Origin of the sequence: Pseudomonas sp. YY-1 (assembly GCF_002843095.1) — a bacterium.
GTDB classification, from domain to species: domain Bacteria; phylum Pseudomonadota; class Gammaproteobacteria; order Pseudomonadales; family Pseudomonadaceae; genus Aquipseudomonas; species Aquipseudomonas sediminis_A.
Genome location: NZ_PJLX01000002.1, coordinates 290,138 through 309,274 on the forward strand (window position 1 = coordinate 290,138; position 19,137 = coordinate 309,274).

Here is a 19,137-nt window from a genome sequence, read left to right on the forward strand (position 1 = left end):
ATATTCGAGCATTGCAGTACACTCGGCCCAACCTTCGCCAGACCGGTTCGTCCTTCGCATGAATTCGCGCGCTTTTCGCCCTCGTGGCGCACAAGGAGCAGCTCATTAAGCCGCTCTTCGCCAAAGGTCCCTCGCTGGGCATTCGCATGTTGGTATTTGCCGTTTTGTCGGCAGTGCTGATGGTGGTCGACGCCCGCTTCGATACGCTCAAACCTGTGCGTAGCATGATGGGCATGGTGTTGACGCCCCTGTACGAACTGGCCGAGATGCCTGTGCGAGCCTGGGAAGGCGCGACCCAGCAAATTTCCTCGCGAAGCGAATTGCTGGCCGAAAACGAGAAGCTCAAGGCCGAAGCCCTGTTGCTGCAGCGCCGCCTGCAGAAGTTGGCGACCCTTACCGAGCAGAACGTGCGCCTGCGCGAGCTGCTCAACTCTGCAGCGTTGGTGGACGAGGAAGTGCTGGTCAGCGAACTGATCGGCGTCGATCCCAACCCCTACACGCACCGCATCCTGATCGACAAGGGTGAGAAGGACTGCGTCGACGAGAGCAAGAAAAACTGCGTGTTCCTCGGTCAGCCGGTGCTCGATGCCCGCGGCCTGATGGGGCAGGTGGTGGAAGTCATGCCCTATACCTCGCGTGTACTGCTGCTTACCGACAACACCCACAGCATTCCGGTGCAGGTCAACCGTAACGGCCTGCGCGCCATCGCTGTCGGCACCGGCAACCCGGAGAGCCTCGAACTGCGTCACGTCGCCGATACCGCCGATATCAAGGAAGGCGATCTGCTGGTCAGCTCCGGCATGGGCCAGCGTTTCCCGGCTGGCTATCCGGTAGCCACGGTCAAGGAGGTCATCCATGACTCCGGCCAGCCATTCGCCATCGTTCGCGCCACGCCGACCGCGGCGCTCAATCGCAGTCGTTACTTGCTGCTGGTGTTCTCCGATCGTCGCAGTCCCGAGCAGCGTGCCACCGATTCTGCCCAGGCTCAGGAGGCTGCCGACCGCGAGGCCGTACAGGAACGTATCCAAGGTGAACAGGCGCCAGAGTCGAGCGTCGCTCCGGCCGCGGACACGCCCACACAGGAGGCGAACTGATGGTCGGTGTAAGGCCCCGTAATGGCTGGGTGATCTTGCTGACCCTGGCCTTCGCGCTGCTGCTCAGCGTGGCGCCGATGCTCGAGTTCATGCAGGTCGGTCGTCCGCTGTGTGTCGCCCTGATTCTCACCTACTGGGTGCTGGCGCTGCCGCACCGGGTTGGCCTGACCACTGCCTGGGTGCTTGGTTTGGCGCAGGATGTGCTGCTCGGCACGTTGCTCGGGCAGAACGCGCTGATCCTCACACTGATCACCTTCCTGGTGCTGAGCCTGCACCAGCGTCTGCGCATGTTTCCCATGTGGCAGCAGAGCATGGTGCTGATGGTGGTGTTCGGTCTCGCCCAGTTGGTTCAACTGTGGCTCAACGCCTTGACCGGCAGCCGTCCGCCAACCCTGGCCTTCATCCTTCCAGCACTGGTCAGCGCCCTGCTGTGGCCCTGGATCTGCGTCATCCTGCGTGGATTGCACCAGCGCCTCAACGTCAACTGAACGCGGCCTGCCGCACGGCTGGCCGCGGTTCGCCAAGGGAGATACCCGCATGGCCGAGCTGTTTCTGGCCTCCGCCTCGCCCCGTCGCCGTGAATTGCTGGCTCAGATCGCTGTGCCTTGCGTTACGCAAATCGCCTCGATAGATGAAAATCCGTTGCCAGCCGAGCCGGCGGCAGCCTATGTAGAGCGTTTGGCGCGTGAGAAAGCGCGCGCCGGTCTGCTCGCCTTGGGCGAACGCAAGGATGCCGTGGTGTTGGGCGCCGATACCGCTGTGGTGCTCGATGGACGCATTCTGGGTAAACCAGCGGATTTCGCCGAGTCACGTGCGATGCTGCAAGCCCTGTCGGGGCGTAGCCATCAGGTGATGACGGCCGTGGCACTGGTCAGTGGCGACCGCGAGGCGGCGCGAGTGGTCAGCAGTGAGGTGAGTTTTCGTCCTATCAGCGAGGCGGAAATCGAAGCGTACTGGGCCAGCGGCGAGCCATGTGACAAAGCGGGAAGTTATGGTATCCAGGGGTTGGCGGCCGTGTTCGTCAATCGATTGCAGGGCAGCTATTCAGCAGTGGTCGGCCTGCCGCTGTGCGAAACTGCGGAGCTGCTTGGCGAATTCGGTATTGCCTGTTGGCAGTTGCCGGCGAAAGGGCCGCGCTAAGAACCCAGGCGGTGGCAGCATAGGTAGTTTTTTGGCGTGCCCGAAAGCTTGAGTCCGCGGGGCGGTGCAGTAGCCCGGCCGGCATGATCACCAGGATGGATGCATGAGCGAAGAGATTCTGATCAATATCACGCCGATGGAGTCGCGCGTGGCGGTGGTGGAAAACGGCGTGCTGCAGGAAGTGCACGTCGAGCGTACACAGAAGCGCGGCATCGTCGGCAACATCTACAAGGGTAAAGTGGTGCGCGTGCTGCCTGGCATGCAGGCGGCCTTCGTCGATATTGGCCTGGAGCGTGCGGCCTTCATTCATGCTTCCGAGATTTCCACGCGTGAAGGCTCGGCGGTGGAGCCGATCAGTGCCCTGGTTCACGAAGGGCAGAGCCTGGTGGTGCAAGTCACCAAGGACCCCATCGGCAGCAAGGGCGCGCGCCTGACCACGCAGTTGTCCATCCCTTCGCGGTATCTGGTGTACATGCCACGCACCAGTCATGTCGGTATTTCCCTGAAGATCGAAGATGAGGCCGAGCGTGAGCGCCTCAAGCAGGTAGTCGCCGATTGCGTCGCCGCCGAAGGCATCGAGGAGGCCGGCGGCTTCATCTTGCGCACCGCAGCTGAGGGTGCTGGCGCTGATGAAATTCTGATCGACATCCGTTATTTGCGTCGCCTCTGGGACCAGATCGGCGCGCAGATCCAGAATGCCAAGGCGCCTGTGGTGATCTACGAGGATCTGTCCCTGGCGCTGCGCACCTTGCGTGACCTGGTCAGCCTACGTACCGAGAAGATTCGCGTGGACTCGCGGGAAACCTTCCAGAAAATCACCCAGTTCGTTGCCGAGCTGATGCCGGAGATTGCCGACCGCCTCGAACATTACCCCGGTGAGCGGCCGATCTTCGATCTGTACGGTGTCGAGGATGAAATCCAGCGCGCGCTGGAGCGCAAGGTGCCGCTGAAGTCCGGCGGCTATCTGGTGGTCGACCCTGCCGAGGCGATGAGCACCATCGACGTCAACACCGGCGCCTTCGTCGGCCATCGCACGCTCGAGGAAACCATCTTCAAGACCAACCTCGAGGCCGCTACCGCGATTGCCCGTCAGCTACGCCTGCGCAACCTGGGCGGCATCATCATCATCGACTTCATCGACATGGAAGATGAAGAGCATCAGCGCCAGGTGCTGCGCACCCTGGAAAAGCAGCTCGAGCGTGATCACGCCAAGACCAACATCATCGGCATCACCGAGCTCGGTCTGGTGCAGATGACGCGCAAGCGCACGCGCGAAAGTCTCGAGCAGATTCTCTGCGAGCCCTGCAGCGCCTGTCAGGGACGCGGCAAGCTGAAGACGCCGGAGACCATCTGCTACGAGATCTTCCGTGAGATTCTGCGCGAAGCCCGTGCCTACCAGGCGGAAAGCTACCGGGTGCTGGCCAATCAGAAGGTGGTCGATCGCCTGCTCGATGAAGAGTCGGGCAACGTCGCCGATCTGGAAGCCTTCATCGGACGTACCATCAAGTTCCAGGTGGAAACCATGTATTCCCAGGAACAGTACGACGTGGTGCTGCTCTGAGCGCGGGTGCTGCCGAGGTGAGCGCCCTGGCGCGCCTCTTTTCGGCGCTGCTGCGCTGGGGCCTGGGCTTGTGCGCCGCTGTATTGGTGCTGGCGGCGCTGTACGTCAGTCTGGGCCGTGAGCTGGTGCCGTTAGTAGCCGAATATCGGCTCGAGTTGGAAGACGGTGCCACGGCCCAGTTGGGTGTGCCGGTGCGCATCGGTCGCCTCGAAGGTCGTTGGCAGGGTTTTGCTCCGGTACTGGAGGCGCATGACGTGCGTCTGGGTAGCGACGAGGAAGGCTTGAGCCTGGAGCGGGTACAACTGGTGCCGGACGTGGGCGGTAGTCTTCTGGCCCGCCAGCCGCGCATCGCCCACCTGCAGTTCGACGGTCTGCAGCTGAACGTACAGCAGAACGCCGAAGGTGGCTGGCAGTTACAAGGGCTGCCACAGCGCAGCGGTCCCGAGGTGAATGTCGAGCAGCTACTGGAACAGTTGCAGATCGTCCACCGCATCAGCCTGCTCGACAGTCGCGTGGTGGTGCAACCACTCAATCAGGAGCCGCTGCTGCTCAGCTACGTCAACCTGAGCCTGCGCTATGGCAATAACACTCAGCGTCTCGACGGCCGCCTGCTGCTGCCTGATGGGCAACCGGTGGCGCTGCGTTTGCGCACGCGCATGCAGCCCGAGAGTTGGCGCGAGGCACAATCTGAGCTTTATCTGAGTCTGCCGCAAAGTGATTGGGCCGCCTGGCTGCCGAAATCGCTGCTCGGTGACTGGCAGTTACAGCGTCTGCAGGCTGGTGGAGAACTGTGGCTGGAGGGCCATGGCCTGGCCCTGGACAAAGGTGCCTTGCGCCTGCATGCCCCCGAGCTGGTCGGCGGCCAGGCCAAGCATGAAGCGTTGACGCTCAAGGACCTTGCCTTCAACGCCTTTTTCACTCAAGACAAGCAGGGAGTGCGGGCGCAGATCGACTCCCTGGCTTTGACCCATGGTGAGCAGCGCATCGGCGAGTTGCACCTGAACCTGAAGCAAAAGGAAGTGGGCGAGCCTGACGAGCGCTGGGCGCTGACGGCTGATCGTCTTGATCTTGAGGCCTGGGCGCCGCTGGTGCAGGCGCTGGTGCCGATGCCGGACAAAGCCCGCGATGTCCTGGGCGAGCTGGCGCCGGTTGGTGCGTTCAACAACCTGCTGCTCGATTACTACCCTCGGCGTGAAGGCGCGGAGCGCCTGCAGTTCGCTGCCAATCTGGACAAGGTGGGCATTCAGGCCTATCACGGCGCGCCGGCCGCCGAGAACGTCACTGGCAGTGCCTCGGGCAATATGTTCCAGGGCGAGCTGCGCCTGAACAGCGAAAATTTCGCCCTGCACCTGGATCAGCTGTTTCCCAAGCCCTGGCGCTACCGCCATGCTCAGGCGCGGTTGAGGTGGGACTGGAGTGAAACCGGTCTGACCTTGTACAGCCCCTACATGCGTGTGGATGGCGAGGAGGGGCAGGTCGCCGGTGACATGCTGATCCGCCTGCTGAGCGATCCCGAGGCCGAAGACTACATGGACCTGCGCGTCGGTATGCGCGACGGCGATGCGTCCTACACCGAGAAATACCTGCCGAGCCGCGCGCCCGGCATGAGCGCCGAGCTCGATCATTGGCTGAAGACGGCCATCCGTGCGGGGCACGTCGAAGAAGGCTACTTCCAGTATCAGGGCTCGTTGAACAAGGGTGCACCGTTGGGCGCGCGCAGCCTCAGTCTTTTCTTCAAGGTCAGGGATGCCGAGCTGGCCTTCCAGCCAGGCTGGCCTGCGTTGCGCGAGGGCGTGGGTGAGGTGCTGATCGAAGACGATGCAGTGCGCGTGCGCCTACAGAGCGGGCGCTTGCAGGAAAGCCAGGTCAGCGATGTCGTGGCCAATATTCCGCTGTTGCACGACGGCAAACCACCACGTCTGCAGCTCGACGGCAAGGTGCAGAGCAGCCTGAGTGACGCTATCAAACTGTTGCAGGAAGCGCCTCTGGGGACCGCAGAAATCTTCGACGGCTGGCAGGGCGAGGGGCCTCTGGCTGGGCGCCTGCAGCTTGATATTCCGCTGCAGAAGGGGCAGCCACCTGGTGTGGTGGTGGACTTCGCCACCGAGGGCGCAAGCCTCAAGTTAGCCAATCCCGATCTGCAACTGAGCAAGGTTCAAGGCGCATTTCGCTTCGACAGCGCTGCTGGGCTGAGTGCGCCGGATGTTCGCGCCGAGGTCTTCGGGCGTCAGGTGCGCGGCAAGATCAGCGCCGAGGGTGCACGTGGGCTGGCGCGTACGGTTTTCGATCTGCGTGGACAGGTCCAGATCGATACCCTCAGTCAGTGGCTGGGCGGACCGCAGAAACTGCCAGTCAGCGGACTGCTGCCTTATCGCCTGCGCCTGACCCTGGATGGCGATGACAGCAAGCTGCGCGTCGACTCCAACCTGCGCGGTGTGGTGGTCGACCTGCCCGCGCCTTTCGGCAAGACGGCGCAGCAGGAGCGTGATACCGATTGGCGCATGACCCTCTCCGGGCGTGAGCGCCGTTACTGGGCGAACTATGGCGAGCTTGCCAGTCTGAGTCTGGCCGCCCCTCCGGGAGCGCTGGCTGACGGCCGCGGTGAAGTGGTGCTCGGCGGCGGTGCTGCAGGGCTGCCTCCAGGTCAGGGCTTGCGTGTGCGTGGGCATTTGGATGAGTTGGACCTGGACGCCTGGAAGCAGCTCGGCAGCAATCATCCGGTCAATGTGGATGCCGACAGCCAGCGTCTGTTTCGCAGTGCGCGACTGGATATCGGGCGTTTCCGCGGCTTTGGCCAAGAGGTCGAACAGCTGACCCTTGGTCTGGCGCGAGTAGGCCAGGGCTGGTCCTTGCAACTCGACAGCGAGCTGGCGGCCGGACGTGTGCTGTTGGCCGATGCCGAGGGTGTGCCTATACGTATCGATCTGCAACACGTGCGGTTGCCGGCGCCAGACCCTGAGGCGACCAAGGCCAGCGATGCGCCTGATCCTCTGGCCGATATCGATCCTCGGCAGATTCCGGCGCTAGATATCGCCATCCAACGCGTGCAGCGCGGTGACAAGGTACTGGGCGCCTGGTCGCTCAAGGTAAGGCCCGAAGCGCAGGGTGTGCGTTTCGATGAGCTCGACCTTGACCTGCAGGGGCTGAAAATCGGCGGTAGAGCCGGTTGGCGAGGCACGCCAGGCAACACGCAGAGCTGGTACAAGGGGCGCCTGCAGGGCAAGGATCTCAGCGATATTCTCAAGGCCTGGGATTTTGCCCCCAGCGTCACCAGTGAAAACTTCCGGGTGGATGCCGACGGTAACTGGCCTGGTTCGCCGGCCTGGTTCTCGCTCAAGCGCTTCTCCGGCAATCTCGACGCCTCGCTGCGTAAAGGTCAGTTCGTTGAAGTGCAGGGCTCCGCCCAGGCGCTGCGGGTGTTCGGCCTGCTCAACTTCAACTCCATCGGCCGCCGCCTGCGCTTGGACTTTTCCGACCTGCTGGGCAAGGGGCTCAGTTACGACCGGGTCAAGGGTAACCTGCAGGCGACCAATGGCCTGTTCGTCACCCATGAGCCGATCACCCTGACCGGGCCGTCGAGCAATCTGGAGCTCGACGGTAACCTGGACATGCGTGAAGAACGTATCAATGCCAAGCTGCTGGTGACCCTGCCGGTGACCAACAACCTGCCGCTGGCGGCGTTGATCGTCGGCGCTCCAGCGATTGGCGGGGCGCTGTTCGTGGTGGACAAATTGCTCGGCGACAAGGTCGCTCGCTTTGCCAGTGTGCAGTACGACGTCAAGGGCCCGATGCAGGACCCGGAGATCAGCTTCGACAAGCCCTTCGAAAAACCGCAATGAGGTTACGTCTTGGCGTAGGCTGTTACATCAAGCCGCATAGAGTGTCGCCATGAATCTCGCTGTAATCCAGATGGTCAGCCAAGACGACGTGCAAACCAATCTGCGTCTGGCCCGTCGTATGCTGGAACGAGCCGCCCAGGGCGGTGCACGCCTAGCCGTGCTGCCCGAGAACTTCGCTGCCATGGGGCGTCGAGACCTGGCCGCCATCGGCCGTGCCGAGGCAGTGGGCGAGGGGCCGATCCTGCCCTGGTTGAAACGGGCCGCGCGTGACCTCAGTTTATGGATAGTGGCCGGCACTTTGCCGTTGCCGCCGGATGACGATGCCGAGGGCAAGCCGCGTGCATGCTCGCTGCTGATCGACGACCAGGGCGAACGCGCGGCTCGCTACGACAAGCTGCACCTGTTCGATGTCGACGTCGCCGACAACCGTGGCCGTTATCGTGAGTCCGATGATTTTGCCCACGGCCAGCGTGTGGTGGTGGCTGATACGCCGGTGGGGCGCCTGGGGTTGAGCGTGTGTTACGACTTGCGCTTTCCTGAACTGTTCGGGGCGCTGCGGGAAGCCGGCGCGGAGCTGATCAGCGTACCCGCCGCGTTCACGGCAGTGACTGGCGCGGCGCACTGGCAGGTGCTGACGCGCGCCCGCGCCATCGAAACCCAGTGCTATGTGCTGGCCGCCGGACAGGGCGGTGAACATCCGGGGCAGCGCCTGACCTTCGGTCATTCGGCAATCATCGACCCTTGGGGCAGCGTTCTGGCCGAGCAGGATCAAGGCGAAGCCGCATTGCTGGCTTCGCGCGATGCCGCCGAACAGGCGAGCATTCGCCAACGCATGCCGGTGCAGCAGCACCGCCGTTTCTTTTTATCGGGCGCACCGCGTCCGATCGTTGTGGAGTGATCATGAATACGATGTTGCAATCCGTCAGCGAGCACCTGCTGGCGCCTGGGAACCTGACGCTCGACAGCCTTAGCGCCGTACTGGGCGAAGTAGCAGGTCCTGGTATCGATGCCGCCGATCTGTACTTTCAAAGCCAGGTCTCGGAAACCTGGGTGCTGGAGGATGGCATCGTCAAGGAAGGCAGTTTCAACCTCGATCAGGGGGTTGGGGTGCGTGCCCAGTCCGGTGAAAAAACCGGCTTCGCCTACAGCAATGCCATCAGCCTCGATGCGCTGACGCAAGCCGCCCAGGCCGCACGTTCGATCTCGCGCGCCGGCCAGCAGGGCCGCGTGCAGGCTTTCGTCAGCCCGCAGGTGACCCAGTTGTATGCCGAGGGCAACCCGTTGGACGTCATGGGCCGGGCCGAGAAGGTCGAACTGCTGCAACGCATCGACCGCGCCACGCGTGCTCTGGATCCGCGTATCAAACAGGTGACCGTAAGCCTGGCTGGCGTCTGGGATCGTATTTTGGTGGCGGCACATGACGGCAGCCTAAGCGCCGATATCCGCCCGCTGGTGCGTTTCAACGTCAGCGTCATCGTCGAGCAGAACGGTCGTCGCGAGCGCGGTGGGCATGGCGGTGGCGGACGCACCGACTACCGCTATTTCCTGGAAGAAGACCGCGCCATGGGTTACGCCCGCGAGGCGCTGCGCCAGGCGCTGGTCAACCTGGAGGCTATCGCTGCGCCTGCCGGCAGCATGCCGGTGGTGATGGGCGCGGGCTGGTCCGGCGTCCTGTTGCATGAAGCGGTCGGTCATGGTCTGGAAGGCGACTTCAACCGCAAAGGCAGCTCGGCCTACAGCGGCCAGGTCGGCCAAAAGGTCGCCTCCAGCCTGTGCACCATCGTCGACGACGGCACCCTGGCTGGGCGTCGCGGTTCACTTAGCGTCGATGACGAAGGCACGCCAACCCAGTGCACCGCGCTGATCGAGAACGGTGTGCTCAAGGGCTACATGCAGGACAAGCTCAACGCGCGCCTGATGGGTGTGGCCGCTACCGGAAACGGTCGTCGCGAGTCATACGCGCACCTGCCGATGCCGCGCATGACCAACACCTACATGCTGGCCGGCGAGAGCGATCCCGAGGAAATCATCCGTTCGGTGAAGAAGGGCATCTACTGCGCCAATCTGGGGGGCGGCCAGGTCGATATCACCAGCGGCAAGTTCGTGTTCTCCACCAGCGAGGCCTACCTGATCGAGGACGGCAAGATCACCGCGCCGGTCAAGGGCGCCACTCTGATTGGCAATGGTCCGGAGGCGATGAGCCGCGTGTCCATGGTCGGCAATGATCTGGCGCTGGACAGCGGCGTCGGCACTTGCGGCAAGGACGGTCAGTCGGTGCCGGTGGGCGTCGGGCAGCCAACGCTGAAGATCGATGCGATCACCGTAGGCGGCACCGGTGCCTGATGCGATGCAGGCTCAACGCAAGCCGCGCTGGATTTCGTCTAGCTCGCGGATGTACTTGAACACCTTGCGCGCCGCAGCCGGAGGCTTGTTGCGCGCGGCTTCGTGCTGCGCGTGACGAACCAGGCCGCGCAGGTGCTGGACGTCGGCGTCGGGGTAAAGCTCGACGAAGCTCTCCAGCGCGCTGTCGCCTTCAGCGATGAGGCGATCACGCCAGCGCTCGAGGGCGTGGAAGCGCTCGTTGTATTCGCGGGTGGAGCTGTCCACCTGGTCGAGCATGGCGATGATCGCCTCGACATCCTGTTCGCGCATCAGCTTGCCGATGAACTGGATGTGGCGTTTGCGCGCGGCGTTGGCCGTGTGTTTCGGCGCTTCGGCGAGTGCGCGGCGTAATGCGTCGGTCAGCGGCATCTTGGCCAGCAGATCCGCCTTGAGCGTGGTCAGTCGCTCGCCAAGGTCCTGCAGGGCATGCAGTTCGCGTTTGACCTGGGATTTGCTCTTCTCCAGGGAGAAGTCGTCGTAGGAATCAGACATGGGGTGGGTCCAGAGGGAAACGCCGCCATGATAGCAGTAACCGTGACTGCCGGCCCGTGGGCGGGTAGTCGAGAGCAGGCCTTGGGTTTCGCATAAAGAGTGCCTGCGCCAAGAGAATCGGGAGTGGTTATGAGTGAAGTAGAACGTATCGGGCCGCAGGCCTTGTCAGTGCTGCAAGAGCAGGTCGAGGCCATTCTCGCCGAAGCCAGGCGCCAGGGCGCCAGTGCCTGCGAGGTGGCAGTTTCGGCTGGTCAAGGGCTGTCCACCACGGTGCGTCAGGGCGAGGTGGAAACCGTCGAGTTCAATCGCGACCAGGGTTTCGGCATCACGCTGTACGTAGGCCAGCGCAAGGGCTCGGCCAGCACCTCGGCCACCGGTATCGAGGCCATTCGTGAGACTGTGGCAGCGGCCCTGGCGATTGCCAAACATACCAGCGAGGACGAGTGCTCCGGCCTGGCCGATGCCGCGCTGATGGCGCGCGAGTTGCCCGAGCTGGATCTCTATCATCCCTGGTCGATCACCCCGGAGCAGGCGGTGGAGCAGGCGCTGACCTGTGAGGCCGCGGCTTTCGCGGCAGACAAACGGATCAAGAATGCTGACGGCACCAGCCTCAATACCCACCAGGGCTGTCGTGTGTATGGCAACAGCCACGGTTTCGTCGGCGGTTACGCCAGCACCCGTCACAGCCTCAGCTGCGTGATGATCGCCGAGGGCGATGGGCAGATGCAGCGCGACTACTGGTATGACGTCAATCGTCAGGGTGAACTGTTGGCCGATGCCAAGGGCATCGGCCAGCGTGCCGCCGAGCGCGCGGTCAGCCGTCTTGGTGCGCGCCCGGTACCGACTTGCGAAGTACCGGTGCTGTTCGCTGCCGAGCTTGCTGGTGGACTGTTCAGCCACCTGCTGGCGGCAATCTCGGGTGGCAACCTGTATCGCCAGTCCTCGTTCCTCGAAGGCGCTCTCGGTCAGCGCCTGTTCCCCGAGTGGCTGACCCTTGACGAGCGCCCGCATCTGCCGCGTGCGCTGGGCAGTGCGACCTTCGATGGCGATGGCCTGGCCACCTACGCCAAGCCGTTCGTGGAAAAGGGCGAGCTGGTCTCCTACGTGCTGGGTACCTATTCCGGGCGCAAGCTGGGTTTGCCGAGTACCGCCAACTCCGGCGGCGTGCACAATCTCTTCGTCACCCATGGCGATGAAGATCAGCAGGCGCTGATTCGGCGCATGGATCGTGGCTTACTGGTTACCGAGCTGATGGGCCAGGGGCTGAATCTGGTGACGGGCGATTACTCGCGGGGTGCGGCAGGCTTCTGGGTCGAGAATGGCGAAATCCAGTTCCCGGTTCAGGAAGTAACCATCGCCGGTAATCTGCGCGACATGTTCCGTCAGGTCGTTGCAGTCGGTCGTGACCTTGAGCGTCGCGGCAATATCTGCACTGGCTCGGTGCTGATCGAGAAAATGACCGTCGCCGGCAGTTGAGTCGGCAGAAACGACAAGGCCACCTGCGGGTGGCCTTGTCGTTTTTATCAGGAGGAGTTACTCGCCTTCGTCGAAGTAGTTGTCGATCAGCGCGACCAGAGCGTCCAGGGCTGGTTCGTCCTGCTCGCCCTCGGTGTACAGATGCACCGGGGTGCCCTTGCCGGCTGCCAGCATCATCACCGCCATGATGCTCTTGCCGTCTACCAGGCTGTCGGCGCTGCGGCCGATGCGCACCTGGCAGGGGTAGGTGCTCGCCACGCCGACGAACTTCGCTGCGGCGCGGGCATGCAGGCCAAGTTTGTTGATGATGGTGATTTCACGTGCTGGCATCGCGGCAGGATTCCTTAGCTGAGGTCGCGGTGACGCACCTGGACGTTCTTCAGCGAGTCTTTGAGTGCCTGGCTCAGGCGGTTGGCCAGGTACACCGAACGGTGGTGGCCACCGGTGCAGCCAATGGCGATGGTGACATAGGCGCGGTTGCTGGCGGCGAAGCGTGGTAGCCATTTTTCCAGGTAGGCGAGGATGTCTTGATACATCTCTTCGACCTCCGGTTGCGCGGCCAGATAGTCGATCACCGGTTGATCCAGCCCGGAATGGTCGCGCAGCTCCGGTTTCCAGTAAGGGTTGGGCAGGCAGCGCGCATCGAACACCAGATCAGCGTCCACTGGCATGCCACGTTTGAAACCGAAGGATTCGACGAGAAAGGCGGTGCCGGTCTGTGTCAGGCCCAGCAGGCGCAGCTTGAGGGTGTCACGCAACTGATAGAGATTCAGCCGGGTGGTATCGATCTTCAGGTCGGCACGATCAGTGATCGGAGCCAGCAGCTGGCTCTCGTAAGCAATGGCCTCGGCCAGCGAACGGTTGTCGTTGGTCAGCGGGTGGCGTCTGCGGGTTTCGGAAAACCGCTTGAGCAGGGTTTCGTCTTCGGCATCGAGATAGAGCACATCGCAGCGGATATTGCGTTTGCGCACTTCATCGAGCAGCTCCGGGAAGCGCTTGAGCTGGCTCAGCAGGTTGCGCGCATCGATAGAGACGGCCACCTGCGGCAGCAGCATGTCGCTATGCGGCAGGAAGCGCTCGGCAAGATCCGGCAGCAGGCCGGCTGGCAGGTTGTCGATGCAGTAGAAACCGTTGTCCTCAAGTACATCGAGGGCGGTGCTCTTGCCCGAGCCCGAGCGACCGCTGACGATGATCAGGCGCATGTTTATTGACCGTTCTGAATGTCCACGACGACCTGAAAGAGATCTTCGCCGCTGTTGGCCTGGCGCAGACGTTCACGTACATCCTGGCGATCGAGCATGCTGGCGATCTGGCGCAGCAGTTCGAGGTGGGCATCGGTTGCCGCCTCCGGCACCAGAAGTACGAACAGCAGATCGACCGGCACGCCGTCGATGGCGTCGAAGTCGACTGCCGTCTCCAGGTGCAGGACTGCACTGATCGGGGCACTGCAGCCAGCCAGGCGGCAGTGGGGAATGGCAATGCCGTTGCCGAAGCCGGTGGAGCCAAGCTTCTCGCGGGCGATGAGGCTTTCGAAGATGTCCTGGGCATCCAGGTCGGGCAGATCGCGTGCAACCAGATTGGCGATCTGTTCGAGCACACGTTTTTTGCTGCCGCCCGGCACGTTCACCAGGGAACGGCCGGGGGTCAGGATATTTTCAAGTCGGATCATGGATAGGGAATGTCAGCGGGCCGTGGCGCCTTGCAGGCGTTCGAGCTGCTTTTCCTTGTGCTTGATGAGTTGACGGTCGAGTTTATCGGCCAACAGGTCGATGGCAGCGTACATATCCTGATGTTCGGCGTTGGCGACGACTTCGCCGCCGGCGATGTGCAGGGTGGCTTCGATCTTCTGCTTGAGTTTTTCGACCTCCATGGTCACCTGTACGTTGGTGATCTTGTCGAAGTGGCGTTCCAGTCGGCCCAGTTTCTCGCCGATATAGTCACGCAGGGCGTCGGTCACATCCAGCTGATGTCCACTGATGTTGACTTGCATACCGCTTTCTCCTTGTTGCCTTGTGTAAGAGACGGGTCTGGTTCGACCCGCCGCCGGAACACTTTGGCCTGAAGGCTTTAGGCCTTCAGTCAATCTGGCCTACATCAGTCGTTTGCGCTCACTCGAGGGCGCTATGCCGAGGGACTCGCGATACTTGGCGACCGTCCGACGGGCGACTTGGATGCCTTGTGCTTCCAGTAAACCAGCGATCTTGCTGTCGCTCAACGGCTTTTTCGCGTTTTCTGCTGCAACCAGTTTTTTGATGATCGCGCGGATCGCGGTGGACGAGCATTCGCCGCCTTCAGAGGTGCTGACATGGCTGGAGAAGAAATATTTCAGCTCGTAAATGCCACGCGGGGTGTGCATGAATTTCTGTGTGGTAACGCGTGAAATGGTCGACTCGTGCATACCCACTGCCTCGGCGATGTCATGCAATACCAGAGGCTTCATCGCCTCGTCGCCGTAGTCGAGGAAGCCACGCTGGTGCTCGACGATCTGCGTGGCTACCTTCATCAGCGTTTCGTTGCGGCTCTGCAGGCTCTTGATGAACCAGCGGGCCTCCTGCAACTGGTTGCGCATGAAGGTGTTATCGGCACTGGAATCGGCGCGTTTGACGAAGCCGGCATACTGCGGGTTGACCCTCAGGCGCGGCATCGCCTCCTGGTTCAGTTCCACCAGCCAGCGCTCGTTGTGCTTGCGCACGATCACGTCGGGCACCACGTATTCCGGCTCGCTGGATTCGATCTGCGAACCCGGACGCGGATTCAGGCGCTGGATCAGGTCGATGACCTGGCGCAGTTCGTCTTCCTTGAGCTTGGTGCGGCGCATCAGCTGGGCGTAATCGCGGCTGCCGAGCAGTTCCAGATAATCGCCGACCACGCGCTGGGTTTCGCTCAGCCAGGGGGTGTTAGCGGGCAACTGACGCAGTTGCAGGAGCAGGCATTCGCGCAGGTCACGGGCGCCGATACCTGCTGGTTCGAACTGCTGGATGCGGTGCAGCACCACTTCCACTTCATCCATTTCGACATCCAGTTCGGGGTCGAAGGATTCGGTCACTTCCTCGAGGGTTTCTTCGAGGTAGCCGTCGTTGTTGATGCAGTCGATCAGGGTCGCCGCGATCAGGCGATCCTTGTCCGACATGGGCGCCAGGTTCAGTTGCCAGAGCAGGTGGCTGTGCAGACTTTCGCCGCTGGAGGTGCGAGTGGTGAAGTCCCACTCGTCATCATCGTTGCTGGGCAGGCTGCTGGCGCTGGTCTGGTAGATGTCTTCCCAGGCTGTGTCGACTGGCAGCTCGTTGGGAATGCGCTCGCCCCAGTCGCCTTCTTCCAGGTTATCCACAGTCGGGGTGGTTTCCTGGTAGCTCTCTTCCTTGTTCGGGGTCGGAGTGGCGCTTTCGGCGCCATCAGCCATTGGATCGCTGTTGTCGAAGTCGTCGCCTTCTTCCTGGCGCTCGAGCATGGGATTGGACTCCAGCGCCTCCTGGATTTCCTGTTGCAGGTCCAGAGTAGACAGTTGGAGGAGGCGGATAGCCTGTTGCAGCTGCGGGGTCATCGTCAGCTGCTGGCCCATCTTGAGGACTAGCGATGGTTTCATTGCAGACCTTAATTTACTGGCGAGTTACGCCTTCCACATCAGGGCGCCGAAGCGCCGCCAGGAAGCAAATTATATGCCTGAATTTCTCGTTTTTGCCTAGGGGTTGCAATATTTCTGTAGCGAAATAGCGGGCGACCTACAGGCGGAACTCGTGGCCCAGGTATACCTCTTTCACCGTCTGGTTGGCGAGGATGGTCTCGGCGTCACCTTCGGCGATCAGTTGCCCATCGTTGACGATGTAGGCGGTTTCGCAGATGTCCAGGGTTTCGCGCACGTTGTGATCGGTGATCAGAATGCCGATGCCCTTGGTCTTGAGGTGGTGGATGATCTGCTTGATGTCGCCAACCGAAATCGGGTCGACACCGGCAAAGGGTTCGTCGAGCAGAATGAACTTGGGATTGGTCGCCAGGGCTCTGGCAATCTCTACGCGGCGTCGCTCACCGCCGGACAGGCTCATGCCGAGGCTGTCGGCGATATGGTGGATATGGAATTCCTGCAGCAGGTTTTCCAGCTCCGCCTGGCGTCCGGCGCGGTCCAGGTCCTTGCGCGTTTCGAGAATGGCCATGATGTTGTCGGCCACCGACAGTTTGCGGAAGATCGACGCTTCCTGCGGCAGGTAGCCGATGCCCGCGCGAGCGCGGCCATGCATGGGCTGATGACTGACATCGAGATCGTCGATAAGCACGCGGCCTTGGTCGGCGCGCACCAGGCCGACAATCATGTAGAAGCAGGTGGTCTTGCCGGCACCATTGGGGCCGAGCAGGCCAACGATCTGACCACTTTCGATGCTCAGGCTGACGTCACGCACGACCTGGCGGCTCTTGTAACTTTTCGCCAGGTGTTGGGCTTTGAGAATGGCCATTACTGCTGCTGATCCGCGGGTTTGTTCTTCGGTTGGATGACCATGTCGATACGCGGGCGCGGTGTGCTGACGTTGCCGCCTGTAGCGCGACCGGCGTTTACGATCTGGCGGCGGGTGTCGTAGACGATCTTCTCGCCTTCGAAGGTATTGCCTTCCTGAATCACCTTGGCCTGGTCGATCAGTACGATGCGCTCATTGCTGGCGAAGTACTGGATGGTTTTGCCGTAGGCCTTGACGATGTCCTTGTCCGCCGCCGGCTTCTGCTCGTAGTAGGCCAGATTGCCGACCGATGTGAAGACGTCGATGTCGCCACTGGCGGTCTGGGTGATGGTGACAGTGTCGCCCGTGATCTTCAGGGTGCCCTGAGTGATGATCACATCGCCGCGGTAGACGGCTACACCTTGTCGGTCATCCAGTTCTGCGCTGTCGGCCTGGATGCGAATCGGTTGATCGCGATCCGATGGCAGTGCCCAGGCAGCCGCGCTTCCCAATGCGGCGCCGAGGCTGAGAATCAGGGGGAGGGTATTAACGAACCTCATGCTGGCCTCTTACGTTGGACTGCAGGAGCATCCTGCCGTCATTCAAGTACGCTTTCATTCCTTGTGCCGTGGTTACCCCGTTGGCCGCGACGATTCTAACGGCTTGCTCGGTCTGCGCATATTCCTTGTCAGGAATAACGGTCATGCGGCTGCTGGTGATGATGGTTGGACGGTTCTTGGCGTCGGTGCGGGCGATGCGCACGTCGTCGATCAGTTCTACCTCGACGCCGCCGGGCGAGACTTCGGCACGCTGACTGGTGACTTCCCAGGGCAACTCGGTGCCGCGATATAGCTTCAGCTTGGGGGTATCGACCAGGGTAATGTCGGTGCTTTTGATGTGTTCGAGCTTGTCCGCGGTCATGCGGTAGTGCAGTTTGCCGTCATCCTGGAACTGCACGGTACGCGCGCCTACCGCATAGAAGTCGACGACGTTGTCATCGCTGGTCTGCTGGGTCAGGCGCGCGCTGTCCGGGGCAAGGTTCCAGTAACCGAGTGCGGCCACGACGACTGCAATCAGAGCAAAGATCAGGGTATTGAGGATTTTACGCGGCATGCTGTTCTCTACAGGTAGGCGGCTTGGGCCGCATCCAGTGTGCCTTGGGCACGCATGATCAGTTCGCAGAATTCCCGCGCCGCACCATCACCGCCGCGCGCCTGGGTTACGCCGTGGGCATGCTGGCGGACGAAGCTGTCGGCGCTGGCCACGGCCATGCCCAATCCGACACGACGAATCACCGGAAGGTCCGGCAGGTCGTCACCGAGATAGGCGACCTGTTCATAGCTTAGGCCGAGTTCGGCGAGCAGGCCGTCGAGTACCACGAGTTTGTCTTCACGACCTTGGAACAGGTGCTGGATACCCAGGTTGTTGGCGCGGCGCTCCACCACAGGTGTCTTGCGGCCGCTGATGATGGCCGTGCGCACGCCCGAGTTGATCAGCATCTTGATGCCGTGGCCGTCGAGCGTGTTGAAGGTCTTGAACTCGCTGCCGTCTTCGAGAAAGTACAGGCGGCCGTCGGTCAACACGCCATCGACGTCGAAGATCGCCAGTTTCACGGCGCGTGCGCGTTGCAGTAGTTCGTTCATTACATCACTCCCGCGCGCAGCAGATCGCCGAGGTTGAACGCGCCGATTGGGCGATCATCACCGTCGACTACCACCAGGGCGCTGATCTTGTTGTCTTCCATGATCTTCAGGGCTTCGGCTGCGAGCATCTCGGCGCGAATGGTCTTGCCATGCGGCGTCATCACGTCGTCGATCCGGGCATCGCGTACATCGATGCCCTTGTCCAGTGCGCGGCGCAGGTCGCCATCGGTGAAGATCCCAGCCAGATGGCCATCAGCCTCCAGGACGGTGGTCATGCCCAGGCCTTTCTGGGTCATTTCCAGCAGGGCGTCACGCAGGCTGGTGCCGCGTGTGACTTGAGGCAGGCTCTCGCCGCTGTGCATCACGTTCTCTACCTTGAGCAGCAGGCGCCTGCCAAGGGCGCCGCCCGGATGGGAGAAGGCGAAGTCTTCGGCGGTGAAGCCGCGCGCTTCGAGCAGGGCGATAGCCAGGGCGTCGCCCAGTACCAGGCTGGCAGTGGTCGAGGAAGTGGGTGCCAGGTTCAGCGGGCAGGCCTCCTGCGAGACGCGTGCATCCAGATTGACCTCGGCGGCCTTGGCCAGCGGCGACTCAGGGTTACCGGTCATGCTGATCAGGCGGATACCGAGGCGCTTGATCAGTGGCAGCAGGGTAACGATCTCGGCGGTCGAGCCAGAGTTCGACAGTGCCAGAACGATGTCGTCCTTGGTGATCATGCCCATGTCGCCATGGCTGGCTTCTGCCGGGTGGACAAAGAACGACGTGGTACCGGTGCTGGCCAGAGTTGCAGCGATCTTGTTGCCGATATGCCCGGACTTGCCCATGCCAACCACGACCACGCGGCCCTTGCAGCTGAGAATCAGCTCGCAGGCCTTGATGAAGTCGGCATTGATACGGGGCAATAGCTCCTGCACCGCTTCAATTTCGAGGCGGATGGTGCGCTGCGCGGAATCAATCAGGTCGCGGGTCTGGTTCATTGAGTAAGGCTGTCGGGCGAAAAAAGACGGGGATTATAAACGGAAAAGCTTCCCGCGCTCACCCTCGGTGCAACGAGCCAACGTCGGAACTGTCGCAAGTCTGAACGCCGCT

General features: G+C 62.1%; 19 protein-coding genes. 8 read left to right on the forward strand and 11 right to left on the reverse strand.

Translation table 11 applies throughout. From position 1 onward, the window contains the following. Nucleotides 1–104: 104 nt before the first annotated feature. The 7 genes from mreC (at nucleotide 105) to tldD (ending at nucleotide 9,977) form a co-directional block, all read left to right on the forward strand. Nucleotides 105–1,094, forward strand: a complete 990-nt coding sequence (gene mreC, locus CXP40_RS04060) for a rod shape-determining protein MreC (RefSeq protein ID WP_256579244.1) — start codon at nucleotides 105–107, stop codon at nucleotides 1,092–1,094. Beyond that, on the forward strand, nucleotides 1,094–1,582 hold the full coding sequence (mreD, locus tag CXP40_RS04065) for a rod shape-determining protein MreD (RefSeq protein WP_106732718.1): 489 nt from the start codon (nucleotides 1,094–1,096) through the stop codon (nucleotides 1,580–1,582). Before mreC ends, mreD begins: the two co-directional genes overlap by 1 nt. 49 nt (nucleotides 1,583–1,631) lie before the next feature. Beyond that, the gene (locus CXP40_RS04070) at nucleotides 1,632–2,234 is read left to right on the forward strand and encodes a nucleoside triphosphate pyrophosphatase (RefSeq protein ID WP_106732720.1); all 603 of its coding nucleotides are present in this window, start codon (nucleotides 1,632–1,634) and stop codon (nucleotides 2,232–2,234) included. Between the two features lie 103 nt (nucleotides 2,235–2,337). Continuing rightward, nucleotides 2,338–3,795: a ribonuclease G gene (gene rng, locus CXP40_RS04075; RefSeq protein WP_106732722.1), complete on the forward strand. Its 1,458-nt coding sequence runs from the start codon at nucleotides 2,338–2,340 to the stop codon at nucleotides 3,793–3,795. Between the two features lie 17 nt (nucleotides 3,796–3,812). Then, a complete protein-coding gene (locus CXP40_RS04080; protein ID WP_106732723.1) occupies nucleotides 3,813–7,634 on the forward strand; it encodes a YhdP family protein in 3,822 nt (1,273 codons plus the stop codon). Nucleotides 7,635–7,683: 49 nt separating this feature from the next. Further along, nucleotides 7,684–8,532 carry a carbon-nitrogen hydrolase family protein gene (locus tag CXP40_RS04085; RefSeq protein WP_106732725.1) on the forward strand — a complete coding sequence of 283 codons (849 nt, stop codon included), beginning with the start codon at nucleotides 7,684–7,686 and terminating at the stop codon, nucleotides 8,530–8,532. 2 nt (nucleotides 8,533–8,534) lie between these two features. Then, nucleotides 8,535–9,977: a metalloprotease TldD gene (gene tldD, locus CXP40_RS04090; protein ID WP_106732727.1), complete on the forward strand. Its 1,443-nt coding sequence runs from the start codon at nucleotides 8,535–8,537 to the stop codon at nucleotides 9,975–9,977. A 12-nt stretch (nucleotides 9,978–9,989) separates the two neighbouring features. Here tldD and yjgA read toward each other — a convergent pair whose 3' ends face one another. Continuing rightward, nucleotides 9,990–10,508 (reverse strand): ribosome biogenesis factor YjgA, encoded by a 519-nt coding sequence (gene yjgA, locus CXP40_RS04095; protein ID WP_256579234.1) that lies wholly within the window; start codon nucleotides 10,506–10,508, stop codon nucleotides 9,990–9,992. 129 nt (nucleotides 10,509–10,637) lie between these two features. Here yjgA and pmbA point away from each other — a divergent pair, with 129 nt between their 5' ends. Next, a complete protein-coding gene (gene pmbA / locus CXP40_RS04100) occupies nucleotides 10,638–11,984 on the forward strand; it encodes a metalloprotease PmbA (protein WP_106732730.1) in 1,347 nt (448 codons plus the stop codon). A gap of 57 nt (nucleotides 11,985–12,041) precedes the next feature. On the opposite strand, the gene CXP40_RS04105 is transcribed toward pmbA, so the two are convergent. The 10 genes from CXP40_RS04105 to CXP40_RS04150 all read right to left on the reverse strand — a co-directional run bounded on the left by CXP40_RS04105 (nucleotide 12,042) and on the right by CXP40_RS04150 (nucleotide 19,025). Further along, on the reverse strand, nucleotides 12,042–12,314 hold the full coding sequence (locus CXP40_RS04105; RefSeq protein ID WP_099522491.1) for an HPr family phosphocarrier protein: 273 nt from the start codon (nucleotides 12,312–12,314) through the stop codon (nucleotides 12,042–12,044). Nucleotides 12,315–12,328: 14 nt separating this feature from the next. After that, on the reverse strand, nucleotides 12,329–13,186 hold the full coding sequence (gene rapZ / locus CXP40_RS04110) for an RNase adapter RapZ (RefSeq protein ID WP_106732731.1): 858 nt from the start codon (nucleotides 13,184–13,186) through the stop codon (nucleotides 12,329–12,331). Nucleotides 13,187–13,188: 2 nt separating this feature from the next. After that, a complete protein-coding gene (gene ptsN / locus CXP40_RS04115) occupies nucleotides 13,189–13,653 on the reverse strand; it encodes a PTS IIA-like nitrogen regulatory protein PtsN (RefSeq protein ID WP_099522490.1) in 465 nt (154 codons plus the stop codon). Between the two features lie 12 nt (nucleotides 13,654–13,665). Continuing rightward, entirely contained in the window at nucleotides 13,666–13,974 is a 309-nt protein-coding gene (hpf, locus tag CXP40_RS04120) for a ribosome hibernation-promoting factor, HPF/YfiA family (protein WP_003459233.1), read from the reverse strand. 99 nt (nucleotides 13,975–14,073) lie between these two features. Beyond that, nucleotides 14,074–15,567 carry an RNA polymerase factor sigma-54 gene (locus CXP40_RS04125; RefSeq protein ID WP_106732733.1) on the reverse strand — a complete coding sequence of 498 codons (1,494 nt, stop codon included), beginning with the start codon at nucleotides 15,565–15,567 and terminating at the stop codon, nucleotides 14,074–14,076. A gap of 136 nt (nucleotides 15,568–15,703) precedes the next feature. Continuing rightward, on the reverse strand, nucleotides 15,704–16,429 hold the full coding sequence (gene lptB / locus CXP40_RS04130; protein ID WP_013714100.1) for an LPS export ABC transporter ATP-binding protein: 726 nt from the start codon (nucleotides 16,427–16,429) through the stop codon (nucleotides 15,704–15,706). Further along, a complete protein-coding gene (gene lptA / locus CXP40_RS04135; RefSeq protein ID WP_106732735.1) occupies nucleotides 16,429–16,968 on the reverse strand; it encodes a lipopolysaccharide transport periplasmic protein LptA in 540 nt (179 codons plus the stop codon). Before lptA ends, lptB begins: the two co-directional genes overlap by 1 nt. Then, nucleotides 16,955–17,521 carry an LPS export ABC transporter periplasmic protein LptC gene (gene lptC, locus CXP40_RS04140; protein WP_106732737.1) on the reverse strand — a complete coding sequence of 189 codons (567 nt, stop codon included), beginning with the start codon at nucleotides 17,519–17,521 and terminating at the stop codon, nucleotides 16,955–16,957. The genes lptA and lptC overlap by 14 nt, the downstream gene beginning before the upstream one ends. Before the next feature lie 8 nt (nucleotides 17,522–17,529). Further along, entirely contained in the window at nucleotides 17,530–18,051 is a 522-nt protein-coding gene (locus CXP40_RS04145) for an HAD family hydrolase (RefSeq protein WP_003459242.1), read from the reverse strand. Next, nucleotides 18,051–19,025, reverse strand: a complete 975-nt coding sequence (locus CXP40_RS04150) for a KpsF/GutQ family sugar-phosphate isomerase (protein WP_106732739.1) — start codon at nucleotides 19,023–19,025, stop codon at nucleotides 18,051–18,053. Before CXP40_RS04150 ends, CXP40_RS04145 begins: the two co-directional genes overlap by 1 nt. Between the last annotated feature and the right edge of the window lie 112 nt (nucleotides 19,026–19,137).